Raw genomic sequence first — 25917 nt, forward strand, 5'->3', positions numbered from 1 at the left:
ACACCCGGCCGGAGTCCGGAGCGAACCCACCGGCACAACACCGGCCGATCCCAGGACAAACCCATCGGCACAACACCCGGGAGGGCCAGGAGCGGGCCCGGCGCCACTGTGAGCCGCGTCGCCGTCAGAGCTGGTCCCAGCTGCGGGTCGCCAGACCGTACTGCTCGGCGATCGGCGCCCACATCCCCACGAACGCCTTCTTCGCCTTCGTCGCCCGGACGTTCGCCTCCGCCGCCTCCTGCCAGTCGTTCCGTGCGGAGGAGGACGGGGTGCAGCCGTTCGCCGACATGTCCGCCGCCCAGCGTGCATACGCGAGATCCGCGTCCGCCGAGGCCTGCCACGCCTCCCGCAGCCGCCCGGCCGCGGCCGGACCGCCCGGAAGACCGTCCACCTCCAGCTTCTCGAGGCCGGCGACCAGGTCTCCGCGGTTTCTTGCCGCCCTCTCGAACACGGCCTGTGCCTCCGACACATCGGAGGTGTTCTCGCACCGCTGGACGACACCCACCGCGTCGGAGACGCCTCCGCGCGTGCCGTCGTTCCGCGCCAGCAGTCCGGCCAGCGCCTCGGCCTGCCCGCCCGCCGTGCCCTCGGACCGGGAGGCGCTGCCGTCGGACAGGGATTCCAGCATGCCCTTGAAGTCCACGCCCAGTTCCTCGTCCAGGAAGTACAGCAGGGCGACGGTCGCCAGCAGGGCCCAGAACCACCCGGCGCGACCCTTGCCGGGCGGCGGCGGAGCCTGCCGTACGGGGCGGGGCCTCGTCGTCGTACGCCGCACCGCGGCGGGCGGTGGGGACGTACGCGGGGCCGCCCTCCGGGTCACCGTCGGCAAGGACGGCGTCGGCGCGGTCTGCGCGTTCGCCGTCACAACCGTCGGGGTGGGCCTGCGTACCGTACGGCGGGCCGTCGGTGCGGCCGCGATCGCCCGGTCGAGCGGTGTGAACCACTCGCTCAGCGGGGGGCGCCCCGCGGGAGTACCCCAGCTCCGGGTGGCGAGAGCGCCGAGCTCCGCGTCGACGGCGGTCAGCGCGGACACGTCCTTGCCGTCCTGCTGCCCGCCGATCAGCCGCGCGGCGAGCAGCCCGAACTTGTAGGCGTCGCTCCGCTGCGTCGCCGGCGGCTCCCCCGCCGGTACGTTCCAGCCCGGCGTCTCCATCTGCGGCAGCACGTCCCGGCCGTGCAACCGCATCGCGTCGCAGTCGATGAGGAAGCAGGACGGCTCCGGCTCCAGGCCGAACAGCAGGTTCTTCGGGGAGAGATCGCCGACGACCGCACCGAGGCTGTGGAACCGCGCGAGCATGGCCCCCAGATCGCGCAGCAGTCTCAGCCGCTGCTCGTCGGAAATGACGATGCCGACCTTCGTCAGATACTTGTCCTCGTTGAGCAGGAACTCGAACCCCGACGGCTTCCGTGGGCCGTTCCCCGGCCCCACGGCCCGGAAGAAACGGTCCGGTATCCGTCGCATCAGAAAGCCACGCGTGCGGCCCTGGTGCACCACGACCTTCGCCGGCCAGGACGAGTGCTCCCCTATCCACGCGCCGACCGCGTAGTCGAGTCCGTGGATGAAGACGACCATCGCGTCGAGAGCGGGCGCGTTCAGCGTGGCGAGTGAGGCGTCCGAGTACTCCTTGTACGCGACGGGCCAGCTGCCGGGTCTCTCGTTCCGGATCTCATGGACGGTCCCCTGCCCACCTCTTCCCAGCTCGGCACCCTTGACCAGCTTGGCCAGTTCCACCCGGTCGCCCGTGCCGCCGCTCATCGTTCCGCCTCGGTCAGCAGATGACGCGGCCACACCGCGAGCAGCGTCCGGTCGTCGTCGAAGGTCTCCCGGGAGAAGTCCAGCAGGTGCGCGAGGGCCCGGGCGGGCGGCGGGGTCCGCAGATGCCCGGCGAACAGCTCGGCGACCTGCCCCGTGCCATCGCCCAGCGGATCCCCGAACCCGTCGGTGCCCACCAGCAGTACGGCGTCCGGCGGCAGCTCCCCCACCCTCGCCTCGACCTGCTTGGGTACCCGCGGCAACGGCTCCACGGCCGAGGAGACGAGCTCACCCGGTGCGCTGTACTTGCTCTCCAGCAGCGCGACGACGCGGCCGTCGCCGCGCAGCACCCAGGCCGAGGAGTCCCCGACCTGGACCAGTGACAGCCTGGGCACACCATGGCGCTGCGCGACGAGGGTGCCCGCGACCAGGGTGGTGGCGAACTGCCGCTCCGCCTCCTGCACTTCGTCGGCGGTCGGCTTCCGTCCCCCGGTGATCCGCATGATGAGCTGGTAGGCCGCGTTGCGCACGGTCTGCTCCCAGTCGACCGCCGCCGCACCGGAGTCCAGCTGCTCCAGGATGTTGTCGACCGCCGTACGACAGGCGAGGGTCGCCCCCAGGTGCGACTGTGCCGCGCTGGAGACTCCGTCCGCCACCGCGAAGACCAGCGTTCCGGTCGGCTGGTGCACGGCGACGGCGACATCGTCCTCGCGCGGGCTGCCCCGGTAGCGGTGGGAATAGCCCCGCACCGACGCCACCCGGACCGTCAGCTCGTCGGTCGACCAGCCGTCGCAGATCGTGTCCGGGCGGTAGGAGGCGCCGCACGGGGGCTTGGGCTCGAAGGGCGGAATCCCCCGGTCGACGACCACGGGGTCCCACGGTCCGTACGGCTGCTGCCGCTGCTCCCGCTGGTCCGGGGGCGGCGGGGGCGGCGGGCCGTACGGCGCCCCGTACGGCCCCGGCTGCGGCGTCGGCGAGGAGCCTGAGGGAGGCGGGGGCGCCCCGGGCGACGGCTGCGGAGCGGACGGAGGCGGCGACTGCTGCGCGGGAGGCGCCGGCGGAGGAGGCTGCGGAGGAGGCACCGGAGCCGGGGCCGCCTCCGGGGGGCGGGACCGCGATCTGAACATCGGCATCAGATCACATCGATCGCCATACGGAAGCCCTCGGGCTTCTCCACCACCAGCTCGGCGTTGCCCGAGGCCAGCGAGCGCCCCGACTCGACGACGCTCTTGGTCAGCGCGGTGCAGAACTTGGCGATGGACGGCCCGAGCTGGGACCCGGGGAGCGAGACGAACGCGAACTCGGACTGGGTGGCCACCGAGAGGATGGTCTCGGCCCGCGCCTCCCCGATACCGCAGGCGATGATGTTCGGCGCCGCCTTGGTGACCGCGCGGTCGGTCAGCCGGGCGTGCGGAGCGCGCCAGTCCTCCCCGGAGTTGGGCTGCCCGTCGCTCATGAAGAACACGGCCGGACGGTGCACCTGGTACCCCTCGGCCTTGAGGGTCGCCACATCCTGCGGGATACGGGTGAGCAGTTCGTCGAAGGCCGCGGCGTAGCTGGTGCGGCCTCTGGTGGACAGCGCGGGGAGCTCGTCCTCGCTCCGCAGGTCCGCCAGCACCATCCGTACGACGACGTCGTCGGCGAAGCCGAGCACGGAGAAGCGGACCTTGGCCGCCGCCATGGGCTCTCCCAGGAGCGCCGTGTGCAGCGAGGAGAGACCGGCGTTCAGATCGCCGATGTAGGAGGACATCGAACCCGACTCGTCCGCCACCACGTACACGGGCAGCAGATGACCACGGTTGTCGGCCATGAGGGACGTTCCTTTCAATGAGGGAGCTAGAGAGCCGTGTCGGCCCGCCGCAGGCCCTGGGGGCACGCGACGGCCAGATCGGCACTGCCCGCGACAACCCCTCGGCCGAGGTGCAGCACGGTGTTCTGGAGCAGCATGGAGAACTGGGTGGCCGCGGAGCCCGCGTCGGTCTGCGGCGCGGCGACGTAGGCGAGTTCGGGGCGGCCGGCGATCCGCAGCACGGTGCCGCGGTCCGCCTCGGCGATACCGCAGGCCACGACGGTCGGGGCGTACCGGTGCCCCTTCAGCAGGTCGAGCGAGGCCGTCCACTCGGTGCCGTCCTCCGGCACCCCGGTGGTGAGGAAGAAGACCACGGGCCGGTGCACCTGGCCGCCCTGCTTCTTGAGCCGGCCGACATCGTCCGGGAGCAGTTCGAGGAGCTTCCGGAAGACCGGTGCGTACGCGGCACCGGCGCCGGTCGACAGGACCGGTACGTCGGTGCCCCAGCCCACGCGCGCCAGCGGCATCCGGACCTCGGTGCGCTCGGCGTAGCCGAGCACCGACAGCCGTACGACGGGCTGTACGTCCGGGCTGTTCGCCAGAACGCTGTGCAGCGAACGCAGACCGTTGTTCAGCTCCTCGATGCAGCCGGCCGCGGCCCGCGACTCGTCGATGACGGCGTAGACGGGGATGACTCCGGTGCCGGCCGGAGCGGCCGTACCCGTGGTGCCCGCGGGAGCAGCCGTACCCGCGGTCCCGGCCGGGGCGGCCGTACCCGCCGGGCCGGCCGGGGCGGCCGCCGAGCCGCCCCATACCACCGGCGGAGAGGTGTGTGCCGGAGGCTGGGGGGCGGTCTGCTGCGGCGACGGCGGGCCGGCCGGCAGCGCCGCCACCGAAGCCGGTGCCCCCGGCAGCTGTCCCAGCACCCCGTCCCGGATCCGTGGCAGATCGGCCTGGCGGATGATGTCCTTGTCGACGAGGAAGCGGAACATCTCCACCTGTCGCTGGTCCTGGAGCTCCGCCCGGCCCACCCGGGCCTCCTCCCAGCGGGTCATCAGCTCCAGGGCGTGGCTGGTGTCCTCGGGGTGCTGGGTCAGATGCTGTCTGATCAGCCCCTCGAGGTCGAGCGAGACCCCGGCCAGCGCCCGGCGCCGCTCGTCGTCCCGCTTGAGCCCGGCCTCGTGCCGGATGTCGTTGAGGTACTCCTCGGCGCGTGTCGTCGCCACATCCGCGTCGAACCTGTCCTGCCCGACGGTCCGCTCGCGGCGCGCCTGCTCCAGGGTGCGGATGTACTCCCGGGCCGCGGCGTCGGGCTCCAGCTCCACGGTGCAGTGGTAGATGGTGATGCCCTCGGGGAGCGGGGTCTGCGCGGCACACGCCCGGTTGATGTACGCCTCGGCGCGCGCTGCCTCGTCAATGGCGAAGTTGCGGGCGTGCGAGCGGAGTTGGTGGGTGAGATGGCCGTAGACGACGACCAGCGCGTCACGCACGTTGCGGCGTACCAGTGCCTCCGGGTCGGTGACGCGGAAGCCGACGTCGATGGTGGCCTCGAACCGGTGCGCCTGGTCGCTGCAGGTCAGCGGTGAGCTCTGGAGCCTCGCCTTGCGCCGGTGGTCGCTGAGGTCCACCTCGTAGCGGGTGCGGTACTTGGTGAAGAAGTGCTGGGACCAGGTCAGCGGCCGTCCGCCGGTCGATCCCAGCTCCCCGCTCGCGGTCGCGTACACCACCGCGACATTGGGGCTCGTCGGCTTGACCGGACCCAGCTGTCCGCGGGGTACGGGCCCCTCGCTCAGGATGAGGGAGAGCGTCGCCGTCATGTCACACCTTCTCTCGGTCGAGCACGGCGTTCAGCGCCGCGGCGGTCAGCGGGAGGGGCGCCAGGTTCTCTTCGTCGACCCAGTCCGCGGCGCACCGCCGCAGGATCCGTCCGGACCTCGGGTCGCCGTAGGTGATGGCCCCGGCCATCGCCATCAGGGCCTCCCGCAGCCGTTCGTCGGACTCGGCCGGCGCCGCCCAACTCCCCAGCACCTGTTCGGCCTCGGTGCTGAAGAAGGGCTGGTTGAGCGCGTCCCGCCAGAGCGTGACGAAGGGGAGCCGTACCTCGTCCCGGGTCTGGGCGAGATGCAGCAGCGCCGGCCAGCTCGCGGACGAGCCGCGGATCTCCCACTCGTCGGTGTCCACCACCAGCTGGGAGGCGACGATCAGAAAGGCCAGCAGTGCGGTCGGCCGGGTCCGGGCGTCCTGGAGCGCCTGCCAGAGCCTGCCGAGCACCAGGGGTGCCAACGCGTAGTCGTCCGCGAGGAGATCGGTGAAGCTGTGGCCGATGGCCACGGCGACCGTGACATGGTCGACGGCGGCCAGTCGGCCGAGGGCGTCGATGCTCCGGCGCTGGTCCGCTCCGCGGCTCATCCCGTGCACCCGGGCGGCGGTCGCCTGCCCCATCGGATGCGTCCGGTCCGCGTACCAGCCGGCGACCAGGGCGGTGACCTGGCTCCGCAGCAGTGGATCGGTGGCGGCCACGGACAGGGCGTAGGCGACGGCTTCCCTGCGGTTGGCGTTCTCGCTGTGCGCCCACGGCCGGAAGACATGATCGGTCAGATACGGGAACGACTCCGAGGCGAGGAGGCCCAGCGCCACGGCGGCGTACACCCGGACCTGTTCCGAGACATCGGTGGTCAGCTCGGCGAGCCAGCCGAGCATCGCGTCCTGGATCTCGTACTGGGACCACGCGTGCCGGATGACCAGCTTGGCGTAGTCGGGGTCCTTGTACTCCAGGCCCTCGGCGGGCACCCGGCCCCAGGCGTTGAAGGTGTCCTTCGGTACGGCACGGGCGCGCAGCCGGGTCAGCATCTTGCGGCGCGGCACCGCGAAGGGGTCCTTGAGCCGGGGCACCCCGGCCTCCGCGTTCGCCGTCACGGCGTACGCGTGCTCGGCGTCCAGTCTCCGGTGGAGCGCACGCGCCGCCCGGGCGACGTTCTCCTGCGGCAGCCCGTTGAGGACCGCGAGGGCGAAGGCGAAACTGCGTACGGCCGGCTCCCGCAGGCCCTCGGCCCAGATCTCGAAGTCCTCGGCCTCCAGCCGCGCCCTGCGGGCCCGGATGCGGTCGGCCTCCAGGGTGCCTGCCTCATGCTCCTCGCAGATCACTGCGGCGAGATCGGCGGCCAGCTTGCAGGAGGCGGCGCCGGCGAGCTGCTCGTCGAGAAGCTCGGCCATGTCCTCCCGCTCCAGCAGCCGACGGGCGGTGCGCTCACCCAGGCGCCAGTCCAGATAGCGGGTCACGATGCCGCGCTGGTCGGGCGGTTCGGCCAGATCCACGACGCCGGTCAGCAGCTCGCTGTCGGCGACCGCCGTGCCCGACACGGTCAGCACCATGGACGCCCCGGCCTCGGCGAGAGCGCCCTGGACCATCTCGTAGACCTCGCCGCGCAGATTGCCGATGTCGGCCGGGCGGTCCAGCAGGAAACCGGCGCCCGGCTCGATGCCGCCCGCGCCACCGTTCGCCCCGCTGTGTTCGAGCTGCTCGGCGAGGGAGCGGAGGTCGACTCCGCTGTCGAGGTGGTAGATCGGCCGGTCCTCGCCGCGCAGCAGCAGCCGGACCGCCATGGCCGTCTTGCCGTAGCCCGCGGTGCCGCGCAGGATGACGATCTGCTGCTTCCGCAGCGCCTCACGGGCCGCCGCAAGGGACGGCGGCTCCTCGAAGGCGAACCGCACCCGCTCCACGATCAGCGGTGAGATCCGGCGCAGCCTCTCCTGCTTGCCGCCGAGGAGGAAGACGTACTTGTCGCGGCCGACGGCATCGCCGTCGACGTTGGCGAAGGCGTTCTGCACATGGCCGTGGCGCTGCGAGCCCTGGCCGAAGCCGCCCGTCGCCTCGGATGCCTCGCCGCCGGAGCCGACCCGGTGGGGGTCGGGGTGCGCCGCGGCACCGTCACCGCCCTGCCCCGGGGCGTCGGCTCCCCGGTCGGCCGGGGGAGCGGCGCCGTCTGGCGGCGCTCCCCCGGCGGCGGCCGCCGGCCCCGTACCCGTACTCGCTGCGGCACCCCCGAGCGCAGCGGCCGGTGCCGGTCCCCCGCCGGCGGCCGGTGGAGTCGTCACAGGCGCACCGGTCCCTGGGTGTGCACGGTGACGACCTTGTCCCGGGCGACGACATCACCGTGGACGACGTCCACGTTCTGGATCACTCCGGGAGCCGGAACGGTGCCCGGGGCCGGGCCCTGAGGGCTCTCCCCCGCGCTGTCCCGGCCGCTCCGGGGCGGGTCCTGGTCGCTGCCCTGGGCGCTCCCGCCCGTGCTCGGGCCTGTGTCCTGACCGCTCCCGCCCGTGCTCCGGCTCGTGTCCCGGCCGCTCCCGCCCGTGCTCCGGCTCGTGTCCCGGCCGCTCCCGCCCTCCGTACTCCGGCCGGTGTCCCGTGCCGCCCCCTGCGCGTTGCTCCGGGCGGGGTTCTCTTCACCGGGCGCGGCCGGTGCCGCTCCGCCCTCGGGGCCCGGCCGGTCGCCGGCGGCGGCGGGAAGCCCCGGCGGCGCCGAGTAGCCGGGCACGTACACCCAGCTGCGGAAGTCCACTCCGCCCTTGGCCTCGAAGGTCAGTGGAAGGTACGCGGCCGGGTCGATGGTCCGGTGGCCGTGCCGGATGACCCCGCGGTAGACCTCGTCCGAGACGATGAACGCCAGATGGGCCGATTCGGCCGCCTTGAGCACCTCGCGCAGCGGCTGGGCGTCGACCAGCCTGCAGGCCGCGTTGACCGCGTCCCCCGACCAGCCCTGCCCGTCCGGGGCGGCGAGCCCCTGGTGCAGCGCGATCCGGAACCGCATGGCGTGCGCCGCGCTGAAGATGGCGGCCTTCTGGCCGAGCCCGTCGTCGAAGGCCCTGATCAGCGCACCCGCCAGCCGTACGGGGGAGACCGTCGGCGGCACGAGCATCAGCACACCGTCGCCCCGGTCCGCGACGACGATGTCCCGCTCCGGCAGATCCGCCTGCGCCAGGGCCTCCCGGAGCACCTCGTACATCGCGGCGCGCAGCGACTTCTGGATCGGATCCGTACGCGTGCTGAAACTCTCGATGTCCAGCACCATGATCCAGTAAAGCGTGGCCTCAGCCGCCATCCCGCTGCTCCCAACCCCGTCAGGCCTCATCCGACTCCCCCTGTCGTACGGCACATCTCCCGCTCGGAACAGGCCAGTTGGCGCAGAACGGCAGGGCGCCGCCGCGGGAGTCGCTTCAGGCTAGGGAGCGTGTGCGACAAGTCACCCGAGGGTGATGTAATCGTTACTCAGTGCCACGGGGGCGCATGGGCGCACACTGGGGAGCATGTGCCGCAGCATCAAGACCCTTCGCCCGCCCGCGATGGAGCATGTCGAGGACGACGACATCAGGGCGGCCGCATTGCAGTACGTCCGCAAGGTCTCGGGATTCCGCGCCCCGGCCGCCCATAACCGTGCCGTCTTCGACCAGGCCGTGGACGCGGTGGCCGACGCGACCCGGCAGCTGCTCTCCGAGCTGGAGGTACGGGGTGCCGGGGCCCGGCGCGTAAGCCGGGTGGAGACCGACGCCTGAGGCTCAGGCCCGCAGCCGCGGAGGGACGGGCAGCCCGGGACCGGCTCCGGTCGGGGCCCCGGGCCCCCCGGCCTCCGCTGGCTCACTGTCCTGCGCTGCTTCGCCTGTCCGACCTGTCTTTCCGGCCTGACCGGCCTCTCCGGCCTGACCGGCCTCTCCGGCCTCTCCGGCCTGACCGGCCTCTCCGGCCTCTCCGGCCTGCCCCGACTCGCCGGGCCTCCCCGGCCCAACCACCTCGCCGGCTTCCCGTGCCCCGCGTGCCTCGGGCGGCTGCGCGGGCGATGCCTCGAGCTCGTCCGCGAGCCGCTGCGCCCAGTCGGTGAGACCGCCGGCATCGATGCCGTACGGCGGATTCCGCCGGCTCGGCGCGATGGCGTCCGCGGCCCTCCGGAGCAGTGAGACCGCGCCGCGTCGATTGCCCCGCGCGGCATGGGTCAGGCCCACGGCGAACTGCGCCAGCCCCTTCCACAGTCCGCGCTCGGGCCCGGGCGCGGACTTCCACGCGTCCTCGAACACCTCGTGCGCATGGAAGGGCTTGCCCTCGTCCAGCAGCCGCTGGGCCTCGTCGAGCGTCTCCTCCGGGGTCCGCTCGATCCCTTCGGGCTGCCGCTCGACCCCTTCCGCCCCGTACGGCAGCGGCCGCCCCAGGCCGTCACGCGGACGCGCACTGCGGGCACGGCCCTCGGCGTCGCGATCCCGGCGGTCTCCCGCCCGGGCCTGGCCCTGGCTCCGGTCCTGACTGCGCTCGTCGCTCACAGCTCGATTGTTCCCCCTGCGGGCAAGTCCGCCGCCACCGGCCCACTGCTCGAACCGGCGGCCGTCTGCCCGAGCCGACGGCCGGTCTCAGTGCCCGGTCGTGTACGCCACGGTCACCGGCGCGTGGTCCGACCAGCGAGTGTCATAGGTCGCCGCCCGCTCGACGACCGCCTTCACCGCGCGCTCCGCGAGTCCCCGCGTCTCCACGTGGTAGTCGATCTGCTCCGGTCGACACAGAGTCCAGTACGGTCCCGCGCATGACTCAACTCCGCGCACTCAGCGCCATTCGCCTGTCTGTCCGCACGGATGAGACGACGTCCCCCGCCCGGCAGCGCGCTGCCAACTCGAACGAGGCCGCCCGTCGTGGCGCTGTCATTGTCGGCGAGGCGGAGGACCTGGACGTCTCCGCGACGAAGACGACGCCCTTCGACCGGCCGGAGCTGGGTGCCTGGCTGGCCCGCCCTGACGACTTCGACATGATCGTCTGGTGGCGTATGGACCGCGCCGTCCGGAGCATGTCCGACATGGCGGAGCTGGGTCGCTGGGCGAAGCAGCACGGGAAGCTACTCGTCTTCGCTGAGGGCCCCGGCGGCGCCCCCATGGACCTGGATATGCGGACCGTGTCCCCCGTGTCTGAGCTGATCATGACGCTTCTGGCTTTCTCAGCGCAGATGGAGGCCGCCGCCATCCGTGAACGCGTCACCGGCGCCCAGGCCGCTCTCCGCTCCCAGGGCCGATACGCCGGGGGGCTGGTCCCGTATGGGTACGAGAAGGTCCCCAACCCTGATGGCGCGGGCTACAAGCTGGCCCCCGACCCGGAGGCCGTGAAGATCCTGTCCGGCATCATCCGGGACGTCCTGGACGGCCAGTCTCTGACCGCCGTGGCCATGGCGCTGAACGAAGACGGCGTTCCCGTGCCCAGGGACTACCAGGCGATCAAGGCAGGACGGGAGCCTGGCGGGACCAGGCGGGGCCAGCGCCACGAACGTTTCCGCTGGACTGCGGGGACCCTGTCGAAGGTCCTCCGGTCCCCGGCGCTGATGGGGTACCGGCTCCACCAGGGGAAGCCTGTCAGGGACCGCGACGGGAACCCGATCCTGATCGGGGAGCCTGTCCTGTCGCGGGAGGAGTTCGACGTCCTTCAGGACCACATGAACGCGCTGACGCCCCAGAAGAACCGGACACGCAAGGACACCCAGGCCATGCTCCTGGGAGTGGCGAAGTGCCGTGGTTGCGGCGGGAACCTCTACCTGTCGAAGCGGGCCGGAGGCCAGGACTACAACTGCCGCGCGACGGCCCGGGGCGACCGCTGCCCCTCCCCCGCCGGTATCCGTGCGGACTGGCTGGAGAAGTACGTGGAGGAGGAGGTCATGGCCCGCATCGGCGACATGCAGATGACAAAGATCGTCACGCACACGGGCTACGACCCAACGCCCGAACTGCGGGAGGTCGAAACGGAGCTGCGCGCTCTGTACGCCGACAAGGACGCCCGCAAGTCCCGGACCGGCCGCATGATCTGGCAGGAAGAAGTAGAGGCCCTGGAACGGCGTGCGGAGGCCCTGGAGGCGACACCCCGCCAAGAGGCCTCTACGGAGGTAGTGGAGACAGGCGAGACGTACGCCAGCTTCTGGGCCCGGCATGACGCCGCTGGCCGCCGCCAGCTCCTCCTGGACGCTGGCGCACGCGCGACCGTGGCGAAGGGCCGTTCAGGCGGAGGGGCTGAACGGCTGAAGGGACCGGACCAGGGGCGCCTGTCGTTCACGGTGGGGGCCCACGCGGACCCGCACGCGGCAGCGCTGGAGGCTGTGGAGGCGGAGGAGGCAGCGGCAGCCTTCGACTGACCCGCGCAGACGCTTGACTGGCCCCTGGCTTCGGCTGGGGGCCTTCGTCATGCCGCCGTACGGCCGGAGACGGCGGAGAGGCGGGCGGGGCCCCAACCGATGGCCCGTCGCGTTTCGTCTCAACGCGGAGGAGGGGGACGCACTCGGTCTGACCAGGGAAAACAGCGGAAGAGTAGTATTTTTTGTTACGGAACTTTAGAAAAAACTTTCTACCCCTTCCCCCTCCAGCATTCAGCTTCTTGGGGCTTACCCCCAAGGGTCGAAGGTCTTCAAGTTCCGTAACACAGCCCGGTGTCAAAGGGCGCCGCCCTTCCCGCTGAGCGACGCATGACAGAGCTGTACGGCGTCAGCATCGGGACCGTGCGCCGTGCCGTAGCACTGCTCCGAGAACGGGGCGTGGTGGCGACGCTGCCCGCGAAGGGGACGTTCATCCTGGGCGCCGGAGCGGCGACCGGAGGGGACAGCGGAGAGGCGGAGTAAGTCCACCCGGCCTGACTCGCCGTCAGGCGAATACGACTGTCACGGGCGCGTGATCCGACCAGCGTTCCGCGTGGCTGGCTGGCCGCTCCACGTACGCCTTCACGGCACGCTCGGCGATACCACGCGTTGTGCAAACTAGGTCGATCCGCCAGCCGCTGTCGTTGTCGAACGCCTTCCCGCGGTAGGACCACCAGGAGTACGGGCCCGCGACCTCCGGATTCAGCCGCCGCACCACGTCCGCGTACTCCGCCTCCTCGAAGACCCGGGTCAGCCACGCCCGCTCCTCCGGCAGGAAGCCGGCCTTCCTGGTGTTCGCCTTCCAGTTCTTGAGGTCGGCCTCCCGGTGGGCGATGTTCCAGTCGCCGCACACGAGCACCTCCCGGCCGCCCGCGGCGGCCCGCTCACGAACCTCCTTGAGATACGGCAGGAACTCGCCCATGAAGCGCACCTTCTCGTCCTGCCGCTCGGTGCCGACCTCGCCGGAGGGCAGATAGAGGCTCGCGACCGTGATTCCCGGCAGATCGATCTCCACGTAGCGGCCACTGCCGTCGAACTCCGATGAGCCGAAGCCGACCCGTACGCCCTCCGGCTCGCGCCGCGAGTAGATCGACACCCCGGCCCGGCCCTTGGCCGCGGCCGGTGCGTGGACCGTGTGCCAGCCGTCGGGCGCCCGTACCTCCGCCGGCAGCTGGTCGGGCTCGGCCCGCACCTCCTGGAGGCACACCACGTCGGCGGAGGTCGCCGCCAGCCACTCCACAAAGCCCTTCTTGGCGGCGGCGCGGAGCCCATTCACATTCACGGTCGTCACATTGAGCACCCCGGCACGATACCGACAGCCCGGCAGGTGCCAGGAATCGTTGCCGCACAACCGTACGATTGCGCTCATGCAGATCCGCACCGTGCGCTACGACCACACCGACGCCCTGAAGCTCAGCGCCGAGGTGCAGCTCGAGTACGCCGAGCGGTACGGCGACGGTGATCTCACGCCCATGGACCCGGCGCAGTTCGACCCGCCGAACGGGCTGTACCTGGTCGTCTACGACACCGGCCGCCCCGTGGCGTCCGGCGGCTGGCGTGCCCAGGACGCGAGTGACGAGGGCTACGCGGACGGCGACGCCGAGATCAAACGCATGTACGTGGTGCGGGAGGCCCGCGGGCAGGGCCTCGCCCGCCAGGTCCTCGCGGCCCTGGAGGAGAGCGCCCGGCAGGCCGGCCGCCGCCGCATGGTCCTGGAGACCGGCACCAAGCAGCCGGAGGCCATCGCGCTCTATGCCTCGAGCGGCTACGCCCCGGCGGTGCCGAAGTTCGGCATCTACCGCTTCGAGAAGGAGAGCCGCTGCTTCACCAAACCCCTCACCGGCCCGGGGCTCCCCGGCTGACCCCGCCCACCTGGCCGGCGCCCGGACGCGACGTCCCGGCCGGCCCCGCCCGCTCGGCCGCCCGGCTGTGCGGCGAGGAGCGGCCGTCCGGTCACGTCCAGCCGGACAGTCTCCTCGCGCCTGAAGGACACCTTCAACGGCCGCCGACGACCGCTGAGGCTCTGCCGACGGCGTGTGGGCGACCTGGTGCCGCCCACGCGCAGCTGTCCCAGGTCGTAGCGCTCCGGCGCGGCGGCCGGGCCGTCGTCCTGGGGTCCGGCGAGAGGCCGCGCCGAAGACGCCGCGCAACGGCCGCCCGCCCGGCCCCTCCCCCGGCACCCCTGCCGGGGCGTAACTGGCCCGGGACTCACCAGGTGATGCCCGGTCCCGGGGCGAGCCGGTCGTACTCGGTCAGCGTCGGGGTACCGACCGGCCAGAGCTGCGCGCCGCGGTACTCCTCCAGCAACCGCAGCCAGACCTCGCTCATCGTCGGAAACGCCGGGACCGCGTGCCACAGCCGGTCGACCGGCACCTCTCCCGCGACGGCGATCGTCGCGGACTGCAACAGCTCCCCCACTCCGGCGCCCACGAAGGTCACGCCGACCAGGTGCCCGCGGTCCAGGTCGACCAGCATCCTGGCCCTCCCCCGGTAGTCGTCCGCGTACAGGGAGGCACCCGGCACCTGCCCCAGGTCGTAGTCGACGACGCGCACCCGGCGGCCCTGGCGCTCCGCCTCCGCCGCCGTCAGCCCGACCGCAGCGACCTCGGGCGTGCTGAACACCACCTGCGGCACGGCCGCCGTGTCAGCGGTCGCCACATGCGCGCCCCACGGGTCCGTCTCCAGCAGCGGCACGCCCTGTGCGCGGGTGGCGATCACGGCGCCCGCGATCCGTGCCTGGTACTTGCCCTGGTGGGTGACGAGCGCCCGGTGGTTGACATCGCCCACCGCATACAGCCAGTCGCCCTTCACGGCCGTCACCCGGCAGGTGTCGTCCACCTCGATCCAGGAACCCGGCTTCAGCCCGACGGTCTCCAGCCCCAGGTCGTCGGTGCGGGGCGCGCGCCCGGTGGCGAACAGCACCTCGTCGGCGACGATCTCCTCACCGCTGTCGAGAAACACGGTCACCGGCCCGCTCCCGCCCGGACGCCGTACACCCGTCGCCGATACGCCCGTGCGGATCGTCACCCCGGCGTCCGTGAGCTCCTCGGCGACCAGCTCTCCCGCGAACGCCTCCATCCGTGGCAACAGCCCGCCGCCACGCACCAGCATCGTGACCGACGACCCGAGCGCCTGCCAGGCCGTGGCCATCTCCACGCCGACGACCCCGCCGCCCACGACGGCCAGCCGCCCGGGGACCTCCCGCGCGCTGGTGGCCTGCCGGCTGGTCCACGGCCGTGCCTCCGCGACGCCCGGCAGATCGGGAACCACGGCCCTGCTGCCGGTGGACACGACGACGGCGTGGCGCGCGGTCAGCAGCCGCCGGCCGCCCTCGGGCGTCCGTACGGCGACCTTGTACGGACCGACGAGACGGCCCGCGCCCCGGACGACGTCCGCGCCGGTGGAGTCCACCCAGGCCCGCTGGCCGTCGTCGCGCCAGTGCGCGGCGAAAGCGTCCCGGCGGGCCAGTACGGCCGCCGCGTCCAGGCTGCCGCTCACCGCCTCCCGCGCCCCGGCGACATCCCGCGCCTCGGCGAGCGCGGCGACCGGCCGCAGCAGCGCCTTGCTGGGCATACACGCCCAGTACGAGCACTCGCCGCCCACCAGTGCGTTCTCCACGAGCACGGTGGCCAGCCCGGCTGCGCGCACCCGCTCGGCGAGGACCTCGCCGGCCGGTCCCCCGCCGAGCACGACGACGTCGTACTGGTCCTCCCGCTCGTACTCCTCGGCTGTTTCCGGGCTCGGGCTCATCGCGCTCCGCCTCTCCATCGGGGGGTGCCGCTCGGGGATGACGCCATCCTTCCGCCGTCCCCCGAAGTCGGCCACATGAACCACCGGAATACGGACAGGCTCCCCCTCGTTCCCTTCAGTGGGACACCCGCCGACGTCATCCGGAAGCAGGTAAGGACACATGAGTACGGTCGAGCTGACCAAGGAAAACTTCGACGAGGTCGTCTCCGCGAACGACTTTGTGCTGATCGACTTCTGGGCCTCCTGGTGCGGCCCCTGCCGTCAGTTCGCGCCGGTCTACGAGCAGGCCGCCGAGCGCCACTCCGACCTGATCTTCGGCAAGATCGACACGGAGGCCCAGCCCGAGCTGGCGGCGGCCTTCGACATCCGGTCGATCCCGACGCTGATGATCGTGCGGGAGAACGTGGCGGTCTTCGCCCAGCCGGGCGCGCTGCCGGAGACCGCGCTGGAGGACGTGATCGGTCAGGCACGCGAGCTGGACATGGCGGAAGTGCACAAGTCCGTCGCCGAACAGCAGGCGGCCGCCGAACAGGAAGCCGCCCAGAACGCGGCCGGCGGCCCGGGTCAGCAGCAGAGCGCCCAGCCGGATCCGTCGGCGTGAGCTGACCGCACGCGCAATCGGGCTCCGGACGCGTACGACCGGCCCCCTGGTAGCGCCCGGAAGGCCCCGGCCCTCGAGATGCTGTCGGTACGGCGTGCCTCGAGGCCGGGGCCTTCCGTGTGTCCGCCCGCCGGCCCGGCCCCGTGAGCAACTGCCCACCCCGTACGCCACTTGGTCCGCCCCCGCCGCCAAGCACCGCCGGACATCGCACAGTTGCCCGCCTGCCCGGCACGACGACGCCTCGGACGCCCCTGACGACGCCGTGACGCCCTCAGGCTCATGCCCGCCTTTTTCGGACTCCCAGCAACGCCGGACACGCAAAAAACCCCGCCGGGACGTCCCGACGGGGTTGCGATGCGGTGGACCTGAGGGGAATTGAACCCCTGACCCCCTCGATGCGAACGAGGTGCGCTACCGGACTGCGCCACAGGCCCTTGCAACGGATGAAACTTTAGCATCCCGCTCGGGGTGCTCGGAAATCGCTTCCCGTGCTGGTGGGCCCCCCGAGCACCGCCCGGGGGCACGTCACTCGTTGGCCGCGCGGGGCCGGTCCTCGTCGGCGTACTGGTCGAAGAGCGGGGTGCGGCCGCGATCGCGCGCGCGGCGGCCGGGCGGGCGGGACGGGGCGAGCGCGCGCTCCGGGGCGGCGGGCGCGGCCTCGGCGGCCGGCTCGACGGCGCTGGACCTGGCCGAGCTCCAGGCGTCCGGGGCGTCGAGGTCCACGCTGCCGGGGGCCCGCGGGGCAACCGGGGCAGTGACGTATGTGGGCAGGGGCACCGGCACCGGGTCCCAGCTCTCGCCCTCACCACGGCCGCGCTGCTGGTCCACCCACTCCGCGTGATCCGTCTGCTCGACCAGGGCACGCCGCCCCGCGGTGTGCGGGGAGGGACCCGGCGTCGCCGCGGTCACCGGGCCGGACTCCGCGGGGTCGGCGTCCGCGGAGTCGTCCCCGGCGACGGATTCCGTCCGGGTGGAGGTGCGCGACCGGTGTTCCCGCAGCCGCTGCGCGGCCTCCTCGGCCCGGCGCTGGTCCATGGTGAAGGCGAAGCGGCGGCGCTCCTGTGCCCGCAGATGGACGATATAGACGCTGAGCAGTATCGCCGGCACGGCCGGGGCCCAGAGAAAGGCGAGGCCGCCCACCGCGGCCACGATCGACCCCAGGGTGAAGGCGAGGAACAGCACCATGGTGGTGCGCCGTCGGCGCGCGAGGACCTTCGAGCGCCGGGCACGTTCCGCGGCGGACGGCGACGGGCGGGCGGCGGGTCGGGGGGCGAGGTGCTCCGTACGGCCGGGCCCGTCGTCGGCGCGAGGGGTCTCGGACCCACGAGGGATCTCGGGGACGGACGCGGACACCGCGAAGGCCCGGACGTCGACCGAGTCGGTCACGGCGTCCGGGGCGGTCACGCCCCGTTCCCGTTCGGCTGGAGCGCCCGGGTCGTCGAAGGCGTCCGCGTCGCCGGAGTTGCGCTCCTCCAGGCCCTTGGCGTAACGGCGCTCCATTCCCGCCCGTCCGGACAGCAGCCGGATGGCGGTGCTGAAGCGTTCCGTCGGACGGGCTTCATTCAGCTCGTCCTGCCTACGGAGCCACATCGGCACCAAGTAGGCGGCCCAGGCCCCGACAATGACTGCGTAGATGAGGCCGCTGCTGCTCACAGCTCACACGGTAGAGGGGTCCGCATGAGCCCATCTGCCAATTGGCGCGGTGTGTCGCACGATCTGGCTGATATCTCGAACTTTTTTTGTGATTGTTGACAGCGGCGGACTGCAGCCATGGGCAACTGCCGCGCAAATTCGAACACTTATTTCATTTGTAGGCTGTCCTGGGACGGACCCGGTGCCAACGCGCCAGCAGGCCCTCCGGCACTTCCTCCGCCGTCAGGGCGAAGACCAGGTGGTCTCGCCAGGCACCATCGATGTGAAGATAGCGGGGCCGCAGCCCTTCGTCACGGAATCCGAGTTTCTCGACGACCCGTCGGCTCGGTGTGTTCTCGGGCCGGATGCACACCTCGATGCGGTGCAGCCCGACCGCACGGAAACAATGGTCGACCGCGAGTGCCACCGCCGTCGGCATCACACCGCGGCCCGCGACGGCCTCGTCGACCCAGTAGCCGATATGGCCCGAGCACATCGAGCCCCAGGTGATCCCGGCCACCGTCAGCTGCCCGGCCAGCCGGCCGTCGTACTCGATGACGAACGGCAGCATCCGTCCTGCGTGCGCCTCCGCCCGCAGATGGCGCACCATCTGCCGGAACGTGGGGCGGTGGGTCATCGGGGTGCCGGGAGACGGCGGCGGGGTGGTCGCTTCCCAGGGGCGCAGCCAGTCCCGGTTGCGCCGGTTGACCTCGCGCCAGGCCCGCTGATCACGCAGCTTTATGGGGCGAAGGGCGACGTTGCCGTCCGCCAGTTCGACCGGCCAGGACGCGTTCAGCTCTCGCTCCCCGTGGGGCTGGGGTGGTCGCCGCCGCGGATCTGGTCGACGGCGTGGACGAGGAGGCGGCCCAGGACGGCGAGGCCGTCGCGGACGCCTCCGGTGGAACCGGGAAGGTTGATGATCAGGGTAGTCCCGGCGACTCCGGCCAGCCCTCGGGAGAGCGCGGCGGTGGGGACCTTGGCCAGGCCTTCGGCGCGGACCGCCTCGGGGATGCCGGGGATCTCGTAGTCCACGACCCGGCGGACCATCTCGGGGGTGCGGTCGGTGGGCGAGATGCCGGTGCCGCCGGTGGTGAGCACGACGTCGTACGAGGCGGCGACGGCCTCGCGCAGCACGGCTTCGACGGGGTCGCCGTCGGGGACCACGCGTGGCCCGTCGGTCCGGAAGCCCATGGCGGTCAGGCCCTCGACGAGGAGGGGGCCGCCCTTGTCGGCGTAGACACCGGCGGCGGCACGGTTGGACACGGTGACGGCCAGAGCGCGGTACGGCCGCGCCGAGGCCTCCCGGGCACCGGACGGGGCCGGCCGGTGGTCGCCCGACGGGCCGGATGACGGGCCGCCGGTCCGGGACGTCGGCTCCGGATTCACCCGTCCTCCCCGTCACGGGGGGTGCGCGGCTCCCCGGCGGAGGCCTGCTCGGCGGAGGCGCGCAGCCAGTCGCCCGACTTGCCGCCGGTCTTCTCCTCGACGCGTACGTCGGTGATGGCCGCGGCCTTGTCGACGGCCTTCACCATGTCGATCACGGTGAGGGCGGCGACGGTGACGGCGGTAAGGGCTTCCATCTCGACGCCGGTGCGGTCCGTCGTTCTGACGGTGGCCTCGATCTCCACGGCGTCGTCCGCCACCGACAGATCGACCTTCACCCCGGAGACCGCGAGCGGGTGGCAGAGCGGGATCAGGTCCGGGGTGCGCTTGGCACCCATGATTCCGGCGATACGGGCGGTGGCCAGGGCATCGCCCTTGGGCACGCCCTCACCGCGCAGCAGTTCGACGACGCGTGGTGCGACGAGCACACGGCCGGTCGCGCGGGCGGTGCGCGCGGTGACGTCCTTCCCGGAGACATCGACCATCCGGGCGGCGCCCGCGTCGTCGAGGTGGGTGAGGTGCTGCTCGGCGCTGCTCATCGTTCTCCCGATCCGGTCCTGTGGGCAGACACCGTACCGGCAGGGGACGACTGTCAGCCGAGAAGGACCACCTCGACCTGGTCACCGGGGGCCACAGAGGTGACATCCTCGGGTACCACGATCAGCGCGTTCGCATGGGCGAGGGCCTTCACCAGATGGGACCCGGAGCCACCGACGGGACTGACCTCCCCGTCGGCGTAACGCCCCCGGAGGAACTGGCGCTTGCCCTTCGGGGACCAGCCGATGCCCAGCGGGCACACCGCGCGGACCGTCTCGCGCCCGGCCGGGTCCATCCCCATCAGGGCCCGGATGGCGGGGCGTGCGAAGAGCTCGAAGGAGACATAGGAGCTGACCGGATTGCCGGGGAGAGCGAGCAGGGGAGTGCCGTCCCGGCCGATGCGGCCGAAGCCCTGCGGCTTGCCGGGCTGCATGGCGAGCTTGCGGAACACCACCCGCCCCTCCTCGCCCTCGAACTGCGACAGGGCCTCCTTGACGACGTCGTAGGCGCCCACGCTCACGCCTCCGCTCGTGACGATGATGTCGGCGCGGATCAGCTGGTCCTCGATGGTGGCGCGGAGGGTGTGGGGGTCGTCGCCGACGGCGCCGACGCGGTAGGCGATGGCTCCGGCGTCGCGGGCGGCGGCGGTGAGCGCGAAGCTGTTGGAGTCGTGGATCCGGCCGGGCCCCAACTCCTCGCCCGGCTGGATGAGTTCACTGCCGGTCGACAGGACGACGACGCGAGGGCGCGGGCGGACTCGGACGCTGCCGCGGCCGATGGCGGCGAGCAGTCCGATCTGCGGCGGGCCGAGGACCGTACCGGCTTCGAGGGCGAGCTCCCCGGCGGATACGTCGCTGCCGCGGGTCCGGACATGCGCTCCCGCCTCGGCGCCGCGGTGCACGGCGACCTCGCCGGAAGCCCCCTCGGGGGCGTCGCCGGCGGAGCGCATACCGGAGGCCGGCCCGCCGCCGGTCCCGCCGTCCGTCCACTCGACGGGGACCACGGCCTCGGCTCCGGGCGGCAGGGGGGCGCCGGTCATGATGCGGGCGGCCTCGCCCGGGCCGACAGTGGGCAGCTCACCGCTGCCGGCGGCCACATCACCGATGACCGTGAGGACAGCCGGGTACTCCTCGGAGGCTCCACTGACGTCCGCGGTACGGACGGCGTAGCCGTCCATCGAGCTGTTATCGAAGGGCGGCAGGGCGAACGGGACGGTGACGTCCTCCACGAGGATGCAGCCCTGGGCGTCGAGGAGTTGCAGCTCGATGGGGTCCAGCGGGCGGATGTGCCGCAGGATGTCGTCGAGGTGCTCCTCGACGGTCCAGACGCGCTGCTCGTCGTGGACCGGCGCCGCCGCTCCGGTGCCCGCGGGGAGCGTGTCCCCGAGACCGTCCGACGCGGCGGCGTGTTCAGCGGTGTCGCTCAAAGTGCTACATCTCCTCCGTGACGTAACCGCGAAGCCAGGTCCGGAAGTCCGGGCCCAGGTCTTCACGTTCGCACGCGAGTCTGACAATGGCACGCAGGTAGTCGCCGCGGTCGCCGGTGTCATAGCGGCGGCCCTTGAAGACCACGCCGTGAACGGGTCCGCCGAGGGTCGGCGTCTCGGCGAGCGTACGGAGGGCGTCGGTGAGCTGGATCTCGCCGCCACGGCCGGGATCGGTCTTGCGGAGCACCTCGAAGACGGCCGGGTCGAGGACGTACCGGCCGATGATCGCGTAGTTGCTGGGCGCCTCGGCGGGGTCCGGCTTCTCCACGAGGTCGGTGACCTGGACGACGTCGCCTTCGGCGGTGGCCCGGACGGCAGCGCAGCCGTAGAGGTGGATCTGGGCCGGGTCGACCTCCATGAGGGCGACGACGCTGCCGCCGTGCTGCTCCTGGACCTCGATCATCCGAGCGAGGAGCGGATCGCGGGGGTCGATGAGGTCGTCGCCGAGGAGGACGGCGAAGGGCTGCTCGCCCACGTGCGGGGCCGCGCAGAGGACGGCGTGGCCGAGGCCCTTGGGGTCGCCCTGGCGGACGTAGTGCATGGTCGCGAGGTCGCTGGACTCCTGGACCCGGGCCAGGCGGGACTCGTCGCCCTTCCGGCGCAGGGCCTCTTCGAGTTCATAGTTCCGGTCGAAGTGGTCCTCGAGGGGCCGCTTGTTGCGGCCGGTGACCATGAGGACGTCCGGGAGTCCCGCTCCGACGGCTTCCTCGACGACGTACTGGATCGCGGGCTTGTCCACGACCGGCAGCATTTCCTTGGGCGTGGCCTTGGTGGCCGGAAGGAAACGGGTGCCGAGTCCGGCGGCGGGAATGACAGCCTTGCTGATCCGGGAGCGCGATTCACTCATGCGGAGAACCATAACCGGTACGTATGAGCGGAAGATGAGGCTCCGGTTAATACGTTCGCATTGGAGAGGTTTTGCTCGCGTGATGAGTGGTGGCCACCTTACGAAGGCGGAGTTGCGGAGAGGCCTCCTGGCGGTGAGAGCCGGGTTTACTGCGGATGACGTCTCGAGGACGGGGGCGGTTCTGGCGCGGCGGGCTCTGGAGCTGCCCGAGCTTGCCGGGGCGGGCACGGTGGGCGCCTATGTGTCGGTGGGGCGCGAGCCGGGGACACGCGCGCTGCTGGAGGCGCTGCGCACCCGGGGCGTGCGGGTGCTTCTCCCGGCGCTGTTGGCGGACAACGACCTCGACTGGGGTGTCTATGAGGGGGAGGAGCGGCTGCTGGCGGCCGCTCGCGGGCTGCTGGAGCCCGCCGGGGAGCGACTGGGCCCGGATGCGATCACGGAGGCGGACGCGGTGCTGCTGCCCGGTCTCGCGGTGAACGGGCAGGGCATGCGGCTCGGCCGCGGGGGCGGCTCGTACGACCGTGTGCTGTCGCGGCTGGCCCGCTCGGGCGCGGACCCCGCCCTCGTGGTGCTGCTCTACGACGGCGAGCTGCTGGAGGACGTACCGGCCGAGGGCCACGACCGGCCGGTCCATGCCGCGGTGACGCCCTCGGGCGTCCGCCGTTTCGGCCCCGGGACGGAGACCCGCCGCGGGCCTGCCGGGGGAAACACGGCCGCCTCCCGGTGACACCCCGGTACGACACCGTCCCGGTGACCGGCCACGGGGGGCGGGTGACCACCGGGACCGTGAAGGGAGCATCGGGCGCCGGAACCTGGAGGACCGGAGCGGCGCCTGGAGGCGCGGGCACGGGCGCCTGAGGATCAACGCCCCGGCCCCTTGAGGGCCGGAGCAGCGGCATCTGAAGCGCAGCCGCCCTGCACCCTGAAGGCCGGGCCGGGCCCTGAAGGGTCAGGGCACGGCCCCTCGAGGAGCGGAGCAGCGAGGCCTGGAGCGTCGGCGCCTCGGCGCCTCGAGGGCCGGGTCGGCTGCACTCAGGGCCGGGCCCTCGCCCTGAGGGCCCGGCCCCGGAGCCTGAAGGGTCAGGGCGTCAGCGCCAGGGTGTCCGAGGTCGAGCGCCGCACCTTCGCCTCGCTGAAGGCCCAGGGCAACAGCTCGCCCTTGGCCCACTTGTCCGTCTGGTCGGCGTAGTGCGCGTTGTAGGCATGCCCCGAGGCGCCGGTGAGGTTGATCCACCTCGACTTGTCGAGGTCCGCCAGGTTGACGACCATCCGCATCGACGGCACCCAGACGACGTCGTAGCCCCCTGCCGCGTTCCAGCCGGTGGCGTTCACCGCCGCCTCGCCGCCGCCGAGGTTCCACGGCCCGCGGTTGAACACGAACTGCAGGAAGCCGGGGCCGTCGGTGCCCAGGGTCTGGTTCTTCAGGGTCAGCTGGTGCAGCCGGCCCCAGCTCCAGGTGTCCACGTCCTTGCCCAGTTCGGCCGTGAGCTCCCAGCGGGCGTCCTTCATGGCGTGCGCGAGCAGCTCGTCGCGGTTGCGGTCCCCCGGGGTACGGCCGGTGGCGCCGGACGTCTTCCACCAGTCGTTCCCCTCGTCCTTGAGGAGCGTCCGGACGACCTCGTACCAGCGGTCGCCGCCGTCCGGCTGGGCAGCGTCGGCAGCGCGCTCGCCGCACTCCCGTACGAACCGGGCGTTGCCGTCCAGGTCCTCCAGCGGGCCGGTGTCGTCGGCCGGGCGGACGCGCAGGCACTCGCCCTGGACGCGCAGCTCCTTGGGCAGCTTGTTGCCGAAGGCCAGCTTCAGGGTGTTGCGCCAGACCGCGTTGAAGTAGGCGGCCGCGGCCGAGTCGGCGTCCTGGGTGTAGTCCCAGCCCTCGAGGAGTTTCTGCGCCTCGCGGATGTACGGGTCCTTGATGTCGATCTTGAGCAGGAGCGGCGTCAGCAGCTCGGCGATCTCGCTGCTGCTGTCCATCTGCATGGTCTGCATGTCATCCGTCGAGATCTTGCCCCCGTCCTTGATCTTCGACTGGATGAGGTCGTTGATCCGCTGGCTGCGCGCGCCGTAGCCCCAGTCCTCGGTGAGCCGGTAGGGGTACTTCGTCCGGTCGACGACGGCCTGGTTGGCGGTCACGATGTACCCGCGCTCGGGATCCTGGTCCCAGGGCATCGCGGACTGCGGGACGTACCCGGTCCACTTGTAGTCGGAGTCCCAGCCGGGTGACGGGTAACGGCCGTCGCCCTTGCCGCGGAGCGGGATCCGTCCGGGGGCCTGGTAGCCGATGTGGCCCTCGGTGTCGGCGTAGATCATGTTCTGCGAGGGGACGGCGAAGTCGCGTGCCGCCTTGCGGAAGCCGTTGAAGTCCTTGGCGGCGTTGAGCCCGAAGATCGAGTCCATGGTCCTGCCGGGCTCCAGAGCGGTCCAGCGCAGCGAGACCGCGTAGCCGCTGCCCCGGTCCGGTGCGGCGTCGCCGACCGGAGCCTGCTCCCCCACCTTGCCCAGCTCGTCGTCACGGTCGGAGACGATGGGTCCATTGCCGGTCGAGCGGACCGTGATCTCACGGTCAGCGCCGTCCGCGACCTTGATCGTCTCCCGCCGGGTCGTGAAGGGGAGCTGCTTGCCGTCGGAGAGGTAGGTGTCGCTGGTGACCTTCTCCAGGTACAGGTCGGAGACGTCCGCTCCGAGGTTGGTGAAGCCCCAGGCGATGTCCTTGTTGTGGCCTATGACGACGCCGGGCAGGCCCGAGAAGGTGTAGCCGGCCACGTCGAAGCGGCAGGACGGGCTGACGGTGCGGCAGTGCAGGCCCATCTGGTACCAGAGCGAGGGCATCTGGGGCGCCAGGTGGGGGTCGTTGGCCAGCAGCGGTTTGCCGGTGGCGGTGTGCTTTCCGGAGACGACCCAGGAGTTGGAGCCGATCCCGTCACCGCTCGGGCCGAGGAGCGCCGGAATCTTCTCGAGGGTCCTGGACAGCGAGGACAGCTGCGTCCGGGCGCCCTGGGCCGCGCCACCGGGGCCGGTGCCCGCCCCGGCGCCCTTCCGCGGGGCCGAGGCCTTCGGGTCGAACCGCCCGGTCGCCTCGTCCACCGCGCCGCCGTCGACGACCGGCTCGTTCCGGTCGTACGGGTACTTCGGGTAGAGATCTTCTATCTGCTCGCGGGTGAGGCGGCTGGACATCAGCGAACGGTCGATCTCGTCCTGCATGTTGCCGCGCAGATCCCAGGCCATGGCCTTGAGCCAGGCGACCGAGTCCACGGGGGTCCACTTCTCGGGGGTGTAGTCGGAGGTGAAGCCGATCGCCGCGTACTCGGCGGACAAGGCGGAGCCCTCGTGGTCCTTCAAGTAGGCGTTGACACCCTCGGAGTACGCGCGCAGGTATTTCTTGGTCTCCGGCGACAGCTTACGGTCGTACTCCTCCTGAGCCACCTTCCGCCACCCCATGGTGCGCAGGAACGCGTCGGTCTCGACCTGGCTCTCGCCGAACATCTCGGACAGACGGCCCGCCGTCATGTGCCTGCGGACGTCCATCTCCCAGAAGCGGTCCTGCGCCTGGACGAATCCCTGTGCACGGAAGAGGTCCTCGTCCGTGTCGGCGTAGATCTGCGGGATGCCATGACCGTCACGCTTCACCTGGACCGGCCCCGAGAGGCCCTTGAGCTTGACGGAGCCCGTGGTCTCCGGAAAGGAGGCGCGCACGGTGCTGACGCTCCAGTACGTGCCGTAGCCGAAGCCCGCCACGAGCAGCAGCACGACTGCGATCACGAGAAGCCGGGCGCGTCGGCCCTTCTTCTTGCCGGAAGGGCCGGTCTTGTTGGCGGGCATCGCTGTCCTTAGAGGGGCAGGGTGGTCCTGGGAATGCAGGAGCAACCTTAGGCGCAGCGCGGGAGCGGTCCTTACGCGGAGTCGGTGTCGGCGCAGCGTCCGCCGCGGGGCGGCCACCGCCGGCATCGGCGGCTCCCCGGCGGGCGCCACCGACCCTGTCGCGGCAGGCCCGCGTC

Annotated in this window: 21 protein-coding genes, 1 tRNA gene and 2 pseudogenes; 6 read left to right on the forward strand and 18 right to left on the reverse strand. The window is 72.0% G+C overall.

Features of this window, described 5'->3' with window-relative positions; genetic code table 11:
* Positions 1-124: 124 nt before the first annotated feature.
* The 6 genes from ACTWQE_RS22655 to ACTWQE_RS22680 all read right to left on the reverse strand — a co-directional run bounded on the left by ACTWQE_RS22655 (position 125) and on the right by ACTWQE_RS22680 (position 8644).
* Positions 125-1756 carry a hypothetical protein gene (locus ACTWQE_RS22655; protein ID WP_443330857.1) on the reverse strand — a complete coding sequence of 544 codons (1632 nt, stop codon included), beginning with the start codon at positions 1754-1756 and terminating at the stop codon, positions 125-127.
* Positions 1753-2622: a protein phosphatase 2C domain-containing protein gene (locus tag ACTWQE_RS22660; protein ID WP_443330858.1), complete on the reverse strand. Its 870-nt coding sequence runs from the start codon at positions 2620-2622 to the stop codon at positions 1753-1755. Before ACTWQE_RS22660 ends, ACTWQE_RS22655 begins: the two co-directional genes overlap by 4 nt.
* Before the next feature lie 263 nt (positions 2623-2885).
* Positions 2886-3563 carry a vWA domain-containing protein gene (locus ACTWQE_RS22665; RefSeq protein ID WP_443330859.1) on the reverse strand — a complete coding sequence of 226 codons (678 nt, stop codon included), beginning with the start codon at positions 3561-3563 and terminating at the stop codon, positions 2886-2888.
* Positions 3564-3589: 26 nt separating this feature from the next.
* Complete coding sequence (locus ACTWQE_RS22670; protein ID WP_443330860.1) at positions 3590-5359, reverse strand: vWA domain-containing protein; 1770 nt, start codon at positions 5357-5359, stop codon at positions 3590-3592.
* Position 5360: 1 nt separating this feature from the next.
* The gene (locus ACTWQE_RS22675) at positions 5361-7637 is read right to left on the reverse strand and encodes a hypothetical protein (RefSeq protein WP_443330861.1); all 2277 of its coding nucleotides are present in this window, start codon (positions 7635-7637) and stop codon (positions 5361-5363) included.
* On the reverse strand, positions 7634-8644 hold the full coding sequence (locus tag ACTWQE_RS22680) for a hypothetical protein (RefSeq protein WP_443330862.1): 1011 nt from the start codon (positions 8642-8644) through the stop codon (positions 7634-7636). Before ACTWQE_RS22680 ends, ACTWQE_RS22675 begins: the two co-directional genes overlap by 4 nt.
* A 205-nt stretch (positions 8645-8849) precedes the next feature.
* Between ACTWQE_RS22680 and ACTWQE_RS22685 the strand changes: the two genes are divergently transcribed.
* Positions 8850-9095: a DUF2277 domain-containing protein gene (locus ACTWQE_RS22685; RefSeq protein WP_443330863.1), complete on the forward strand. Its 246-nt coding sequence runs from the start codon at positions 8850-8852 to the stop codon at positions 9093-9095.
* 252 nt (positions 9096-9347) lie between these two features.
* Here the strand turns inward: ACTWQE_RS22685 and ACTWQE_RS22690 are convergent.
* Together ACTWQE_RS22690 and ACTWQE_RS22695 are read right to left on the reverse strand one after the other, a co-directional pair.
* A pseudogene (locus tag ACTWQE_RS22690) lies at positions 9348-9851 on the reverse strand (DUF309 domain-containing protein); the annotation flags it as partial.
* Between the two features lie 87 nt (positions 9852-9938).
* A pseudogene (locus ACTWQE_RS22695) lies at positions 9939-10073 on the reverse strand (exodeoxyribonuclease III); the annotation flags it as partial.
* Positions 10074-10108: 35 nt separating this feature from the next.
* On the opposite strand from ACTWQE_RS22695, the gene ACTWQE_RS22700 reads away from it, so the two are divergent.
* On the forward strand, positions 10109-11692 hold the full coding sequence (locus tag ACTWQE_RS22700; RefSeq protein ID WP_443330864.1) for a recombinase family protein: 1584 nt from the start codon (positions 10109-10111) through the stop codon (positions 11690-11692).
* Positions 11693-11983: 291 nt separating this feature from the next.
* Positions 11984-12172 carry a GntR family transcriptional regulator gene (locus ACTWQE_RS22705; protein ID WP_443330865.1) on the forward strand — a complete coding sequence of 63 codons (189 nt, stop codon included), beginning with the start codon at positions 11984-11986 and terminating at the stop codon, positions 12170-12172.
* 22 nt (positions 12173-12194) lie between these two features.
* Here the strand turns inward: ACTWQE_RS22705 and ACTWQE_RS22710 are convergent, their stop codons facing one another.
* Complete coding sequence (locus ACTWQE_RS22710; RefSeq protein ID WP_443330866.1) at positions 12195-12989, reverse strand: exodeoxyribonuclease III; 795 nt, start codon at positions 12987-12989, stop codon at positions 12195-12197.
* Between the two features lie 67 nt (positions 12990-13056).
* Between ACTWQE_RS22710 and ACTWQE_RS22715 the strand changes: the two genes are divergently transcribed.
* The gene (locus tag ACTWQE_RS22715; RefSeq protein WP_443330867.1) at positions 13057-13551 is read left to right on the forward strand and encodes a GNAT family N-acetyltransferase; all 495 of its coding nucleotides are present in this window, start codon (positions 13057-13059) and stop codon (positions 13549-13551) included.
* A 346-nt stretch (positions 13552-13897) separates the two neighbouring features.
* On the opposite strand, the gene ACTWQE_RS22720 is transcribed toward ACTWQE_RS22715, so the two are convergent.
* Positions 13898-15439 carry a dihydrolipoyl dehydrogenase family protein gene (locus ACTWQE_RS22720; RefSeq protein ID WP_443330868.1) on the reverse strand — a complete coding sequence of 514 codons (1542 nt, stop codon included), beginning with the start codon at positions 15437-15439 and terminating at the stop codon, positions 13898-13900.
* Positions 15440-15599: 160 nt separating this feature from the next.
* Here ACTWQE_RS22720 and trxA point away from each other — a divergent pair, with 160 nt between their 5' ends.
* Entirely contained in the window at positions 15600-16040 is a 441-nt protein-coding gene (trxA, locus tag ACTWQE_RS22725; RefSeq protein ID WP_443330869.1) for a thioredoxin, read from the forward strand.
* A gap of 360 nt (positions 16041-16400) precedes the next feature.
* Here trxA and ACTWQE_RS22730 read toward each other — a convergent pair.
* From ACTWQE_RS22730 to galU, 7 genes are all read right to left on the reverse strand, one after another.
* Positions 16401-16474: transfer RNA gene (locus ACTWQE_RS22730), tRNA-Ala, on the reverse strand.
* Positions 16475-16565: 91 nt separating this feature from the next.
* Positions 16566-17693 carry a divisome protein SepX/GlpR gene (sepX, locus tag ACTWQE_RS22735; RefSeq protein ID WP_443330870.1) on the reverse strand — a complete coding sequence of 376 codons (1128 nt, stop codon included), beginning with the start codon at positions 17691-17693 and terminating at the stop codon, positions 16566-16568.
* Positions 17694-17844: 151 nt separating this feature from the next.
* Positions 17845-18468, reverse strand: a complete 624-nt coding sequence (locus ACTWQE_RS22740; protein ID WP_443330885.1) for a GNAT family N-acetyltransferase — start codon at positions 18466-18468, stop codon at positions 17845-17847.
* Positions 18465-18947 carry a MogA/MoaB family molybdenum cofactor biosynthesis protein gene (locus tag ACTWQE_RS22745; protein ID WP_443330886.1) on the reverse strand — a complete coding sequence of 161 codons (483 nt, stop codon included), beginning with the start codon at positions 18945-18947 and terminating at the stop codon, positions 18465-18467. Before ACTWQE_RS22745 ends, ACTWQE_RS22740 begins: the two co-directional genes overlap by 4 nt.
* 107 nt (positions 18948-19054) lie before the next feature.
* Positions 19055-19594, reverse strand: a complete 540-nt coding sequence (gene moaC / locus ACTWQE_RS22750) for a cyclic pyranopterin monophosphate synthase MoaC (protein ID WP_443330871.1) — start codon at positions 19592-19594, stop codon at positions 19055-19057.
* 53 nt (positions 19595-19647) lie between these two features.
* A complete protein-coding gene (glp, locus tag ACTWQE_RS22755; protein ID WP_443330872.1) occupies positions 19648-21018 on the reverse strand; it encodes a molybdotransferase-like divisome protein Glp in 1371 nt (456 codons plus the stop codon).
* 4 nt (positions 21019-21022) lie between these two features.
* Positions 21023-21925, reverse strand: a complete 903-nt coding sequence (galU, locus tag ACTWQE_RS22760) for a UTP--glucose-1-phosphate uridylyltransferase GalU (protein WP_443330873.1) — start codon at positions 21923-21925, stop codon at positions 21023-21025.
* Between the two features lie 82 nt (positions 21926-22007).
* Between galU and ACTWQE_RS22765 the strand changes: the two genes are divergently transcribed.
* Positions 22008-22652, forward strand: a complete 645-nt coding sequence (locus ACTWQE_RS22765; RefSeq protein ID WP_443330874.1) for a 5-formyltetrahydrofolate cyclo-ligase — start codon at positions 22008-22010, stop codon at positions 22650-22652.
* A 353-nt stretch (positions 22653-23005) separates the two neighbouring features.
* On the opposite strand, the gene ACTWQE_RS22770 is transcribed toward ACTWQE_RS22765, so the two are convergent.
* Complete coding sequence (locus ACTWQE_RS22770) at positions 23006-25741, reverse strand: penicillin acylase family protein (protein WP_443330875.1); 2736 nt, start codon at positions 25739-25741, stop codon at positions 23006-23008.
* Positions 25742-25917: the final 176 nt, after the last annotated feature.

Source organism: Streptomyces sp. 8N706 (assembly GCF_052245415.1).
Taxonomy (GTDB): Bacteria; Actinomycetota; Actinomycetes; order Streptomycetales; family Streptomycetaceae; genus Streptomyces.

What these genes read in the sequence shown, in the direction of transcription:
- ACTWQE_RS22685 (WP_443330863.1), top strand. Translation starts at nt 8,850, where the DNA reads ATGTGCCGCAGCATCAAGACCCTTCGCCCGCCCGCGATGGAGCATGTC.
- ACTWQE_RS22665 (WP_443330859.1), bottom strand. Translation starts at nt 3,563, where the DNA reads ATGGCCGACAACCGTGGTCATCTGCTGCCCGTGTACGTGGTGGCGGAC.
- ACTWQE_RS22770 (WP_443330875.1), bottom strand. Translation starts at nt 25,741, where the DNA reads ATGCCCGCCAACAAGACCGGCCCTTCCGGCAAGAAGAAGGGCCGACGC.
- ACTWQE_RS22680 (WP_443330862.1), bottom strand. Translation starts at nt 8,644, where the DNA reads ATGGCGGCTGAGGCCACGCTTTACTGGATCATGGTGCTGGACATCGAG.
- trxA (WP_443330869.1), top strand. Translation starts at nt 15,600, where the DNA reads ATGAGTACGGTCGAGCTGACCAAGGAAAACTTCGACGAGGTCGTCTCC.
- ACTWQE_RS22700 (WP_443330864.1), top strand. Translation starts at nt 10,109, where the DNA reads ATGACTCAACTCCGCGCACTCAGCGCCATTCGCCTGTCTGTCCGCACG.
- moaC (WP_443330871.1), bottom strand. Translation starts at nt 19,594, where the DNA reads ATGAGCAGCGCCGAGCAGCACCTCACCCACCTCGACGACGCGGGCGCC.
- ACTWQE_RS22765 (WP_443330874.1), top strand. Translation starts at nt 22,008, where the DNA reads ATGAGTGGTGGCCACCTTACGAAGGCGGAGTTGCGGAGAGGCCTCCTG.
- ACTWQE_RS22670 (WP_443330860.1), bottom strand. Translation starts at nt 5,359, where the DNA reads ATGACGGCGACGCTCTCCCTCATCCTGAGCGAGGGGCCCGTACCCCGC.
- galU (WP_443330873.1), bottom strand. Translation starts at nt 21,925, where the DNA reads ATGAGTGAATCGCGCTCCCGGATCAGCAAGGCTGTCATTCCCGCCGCC.
- ACTWQE_RS22720 (WP_443330868.1), bottom strand. Translation starts at nt 15,439, where the DNA reads ATGAGCCCGAGCCCGGAAACAGCCGAGGAGTACGAGCGGGAGGACCAG.
- ACTWQE_RS22715 (WP_443330867.1), top strand. Translation starts at nt 13,057, where the DNA reads ATGCAGATCCGCACCGTGCGCTACGACCACACCGACGCCCTGAAGCTC.
- ACTWQE_RS22655 (WP_443330857.1), bottom strand. Translation starts at nt 1,756, where the DNA reads ATGAGCGGCGGCACGGGCGACCGGGTGGAACTGGCCAAGCTGGTCAAG.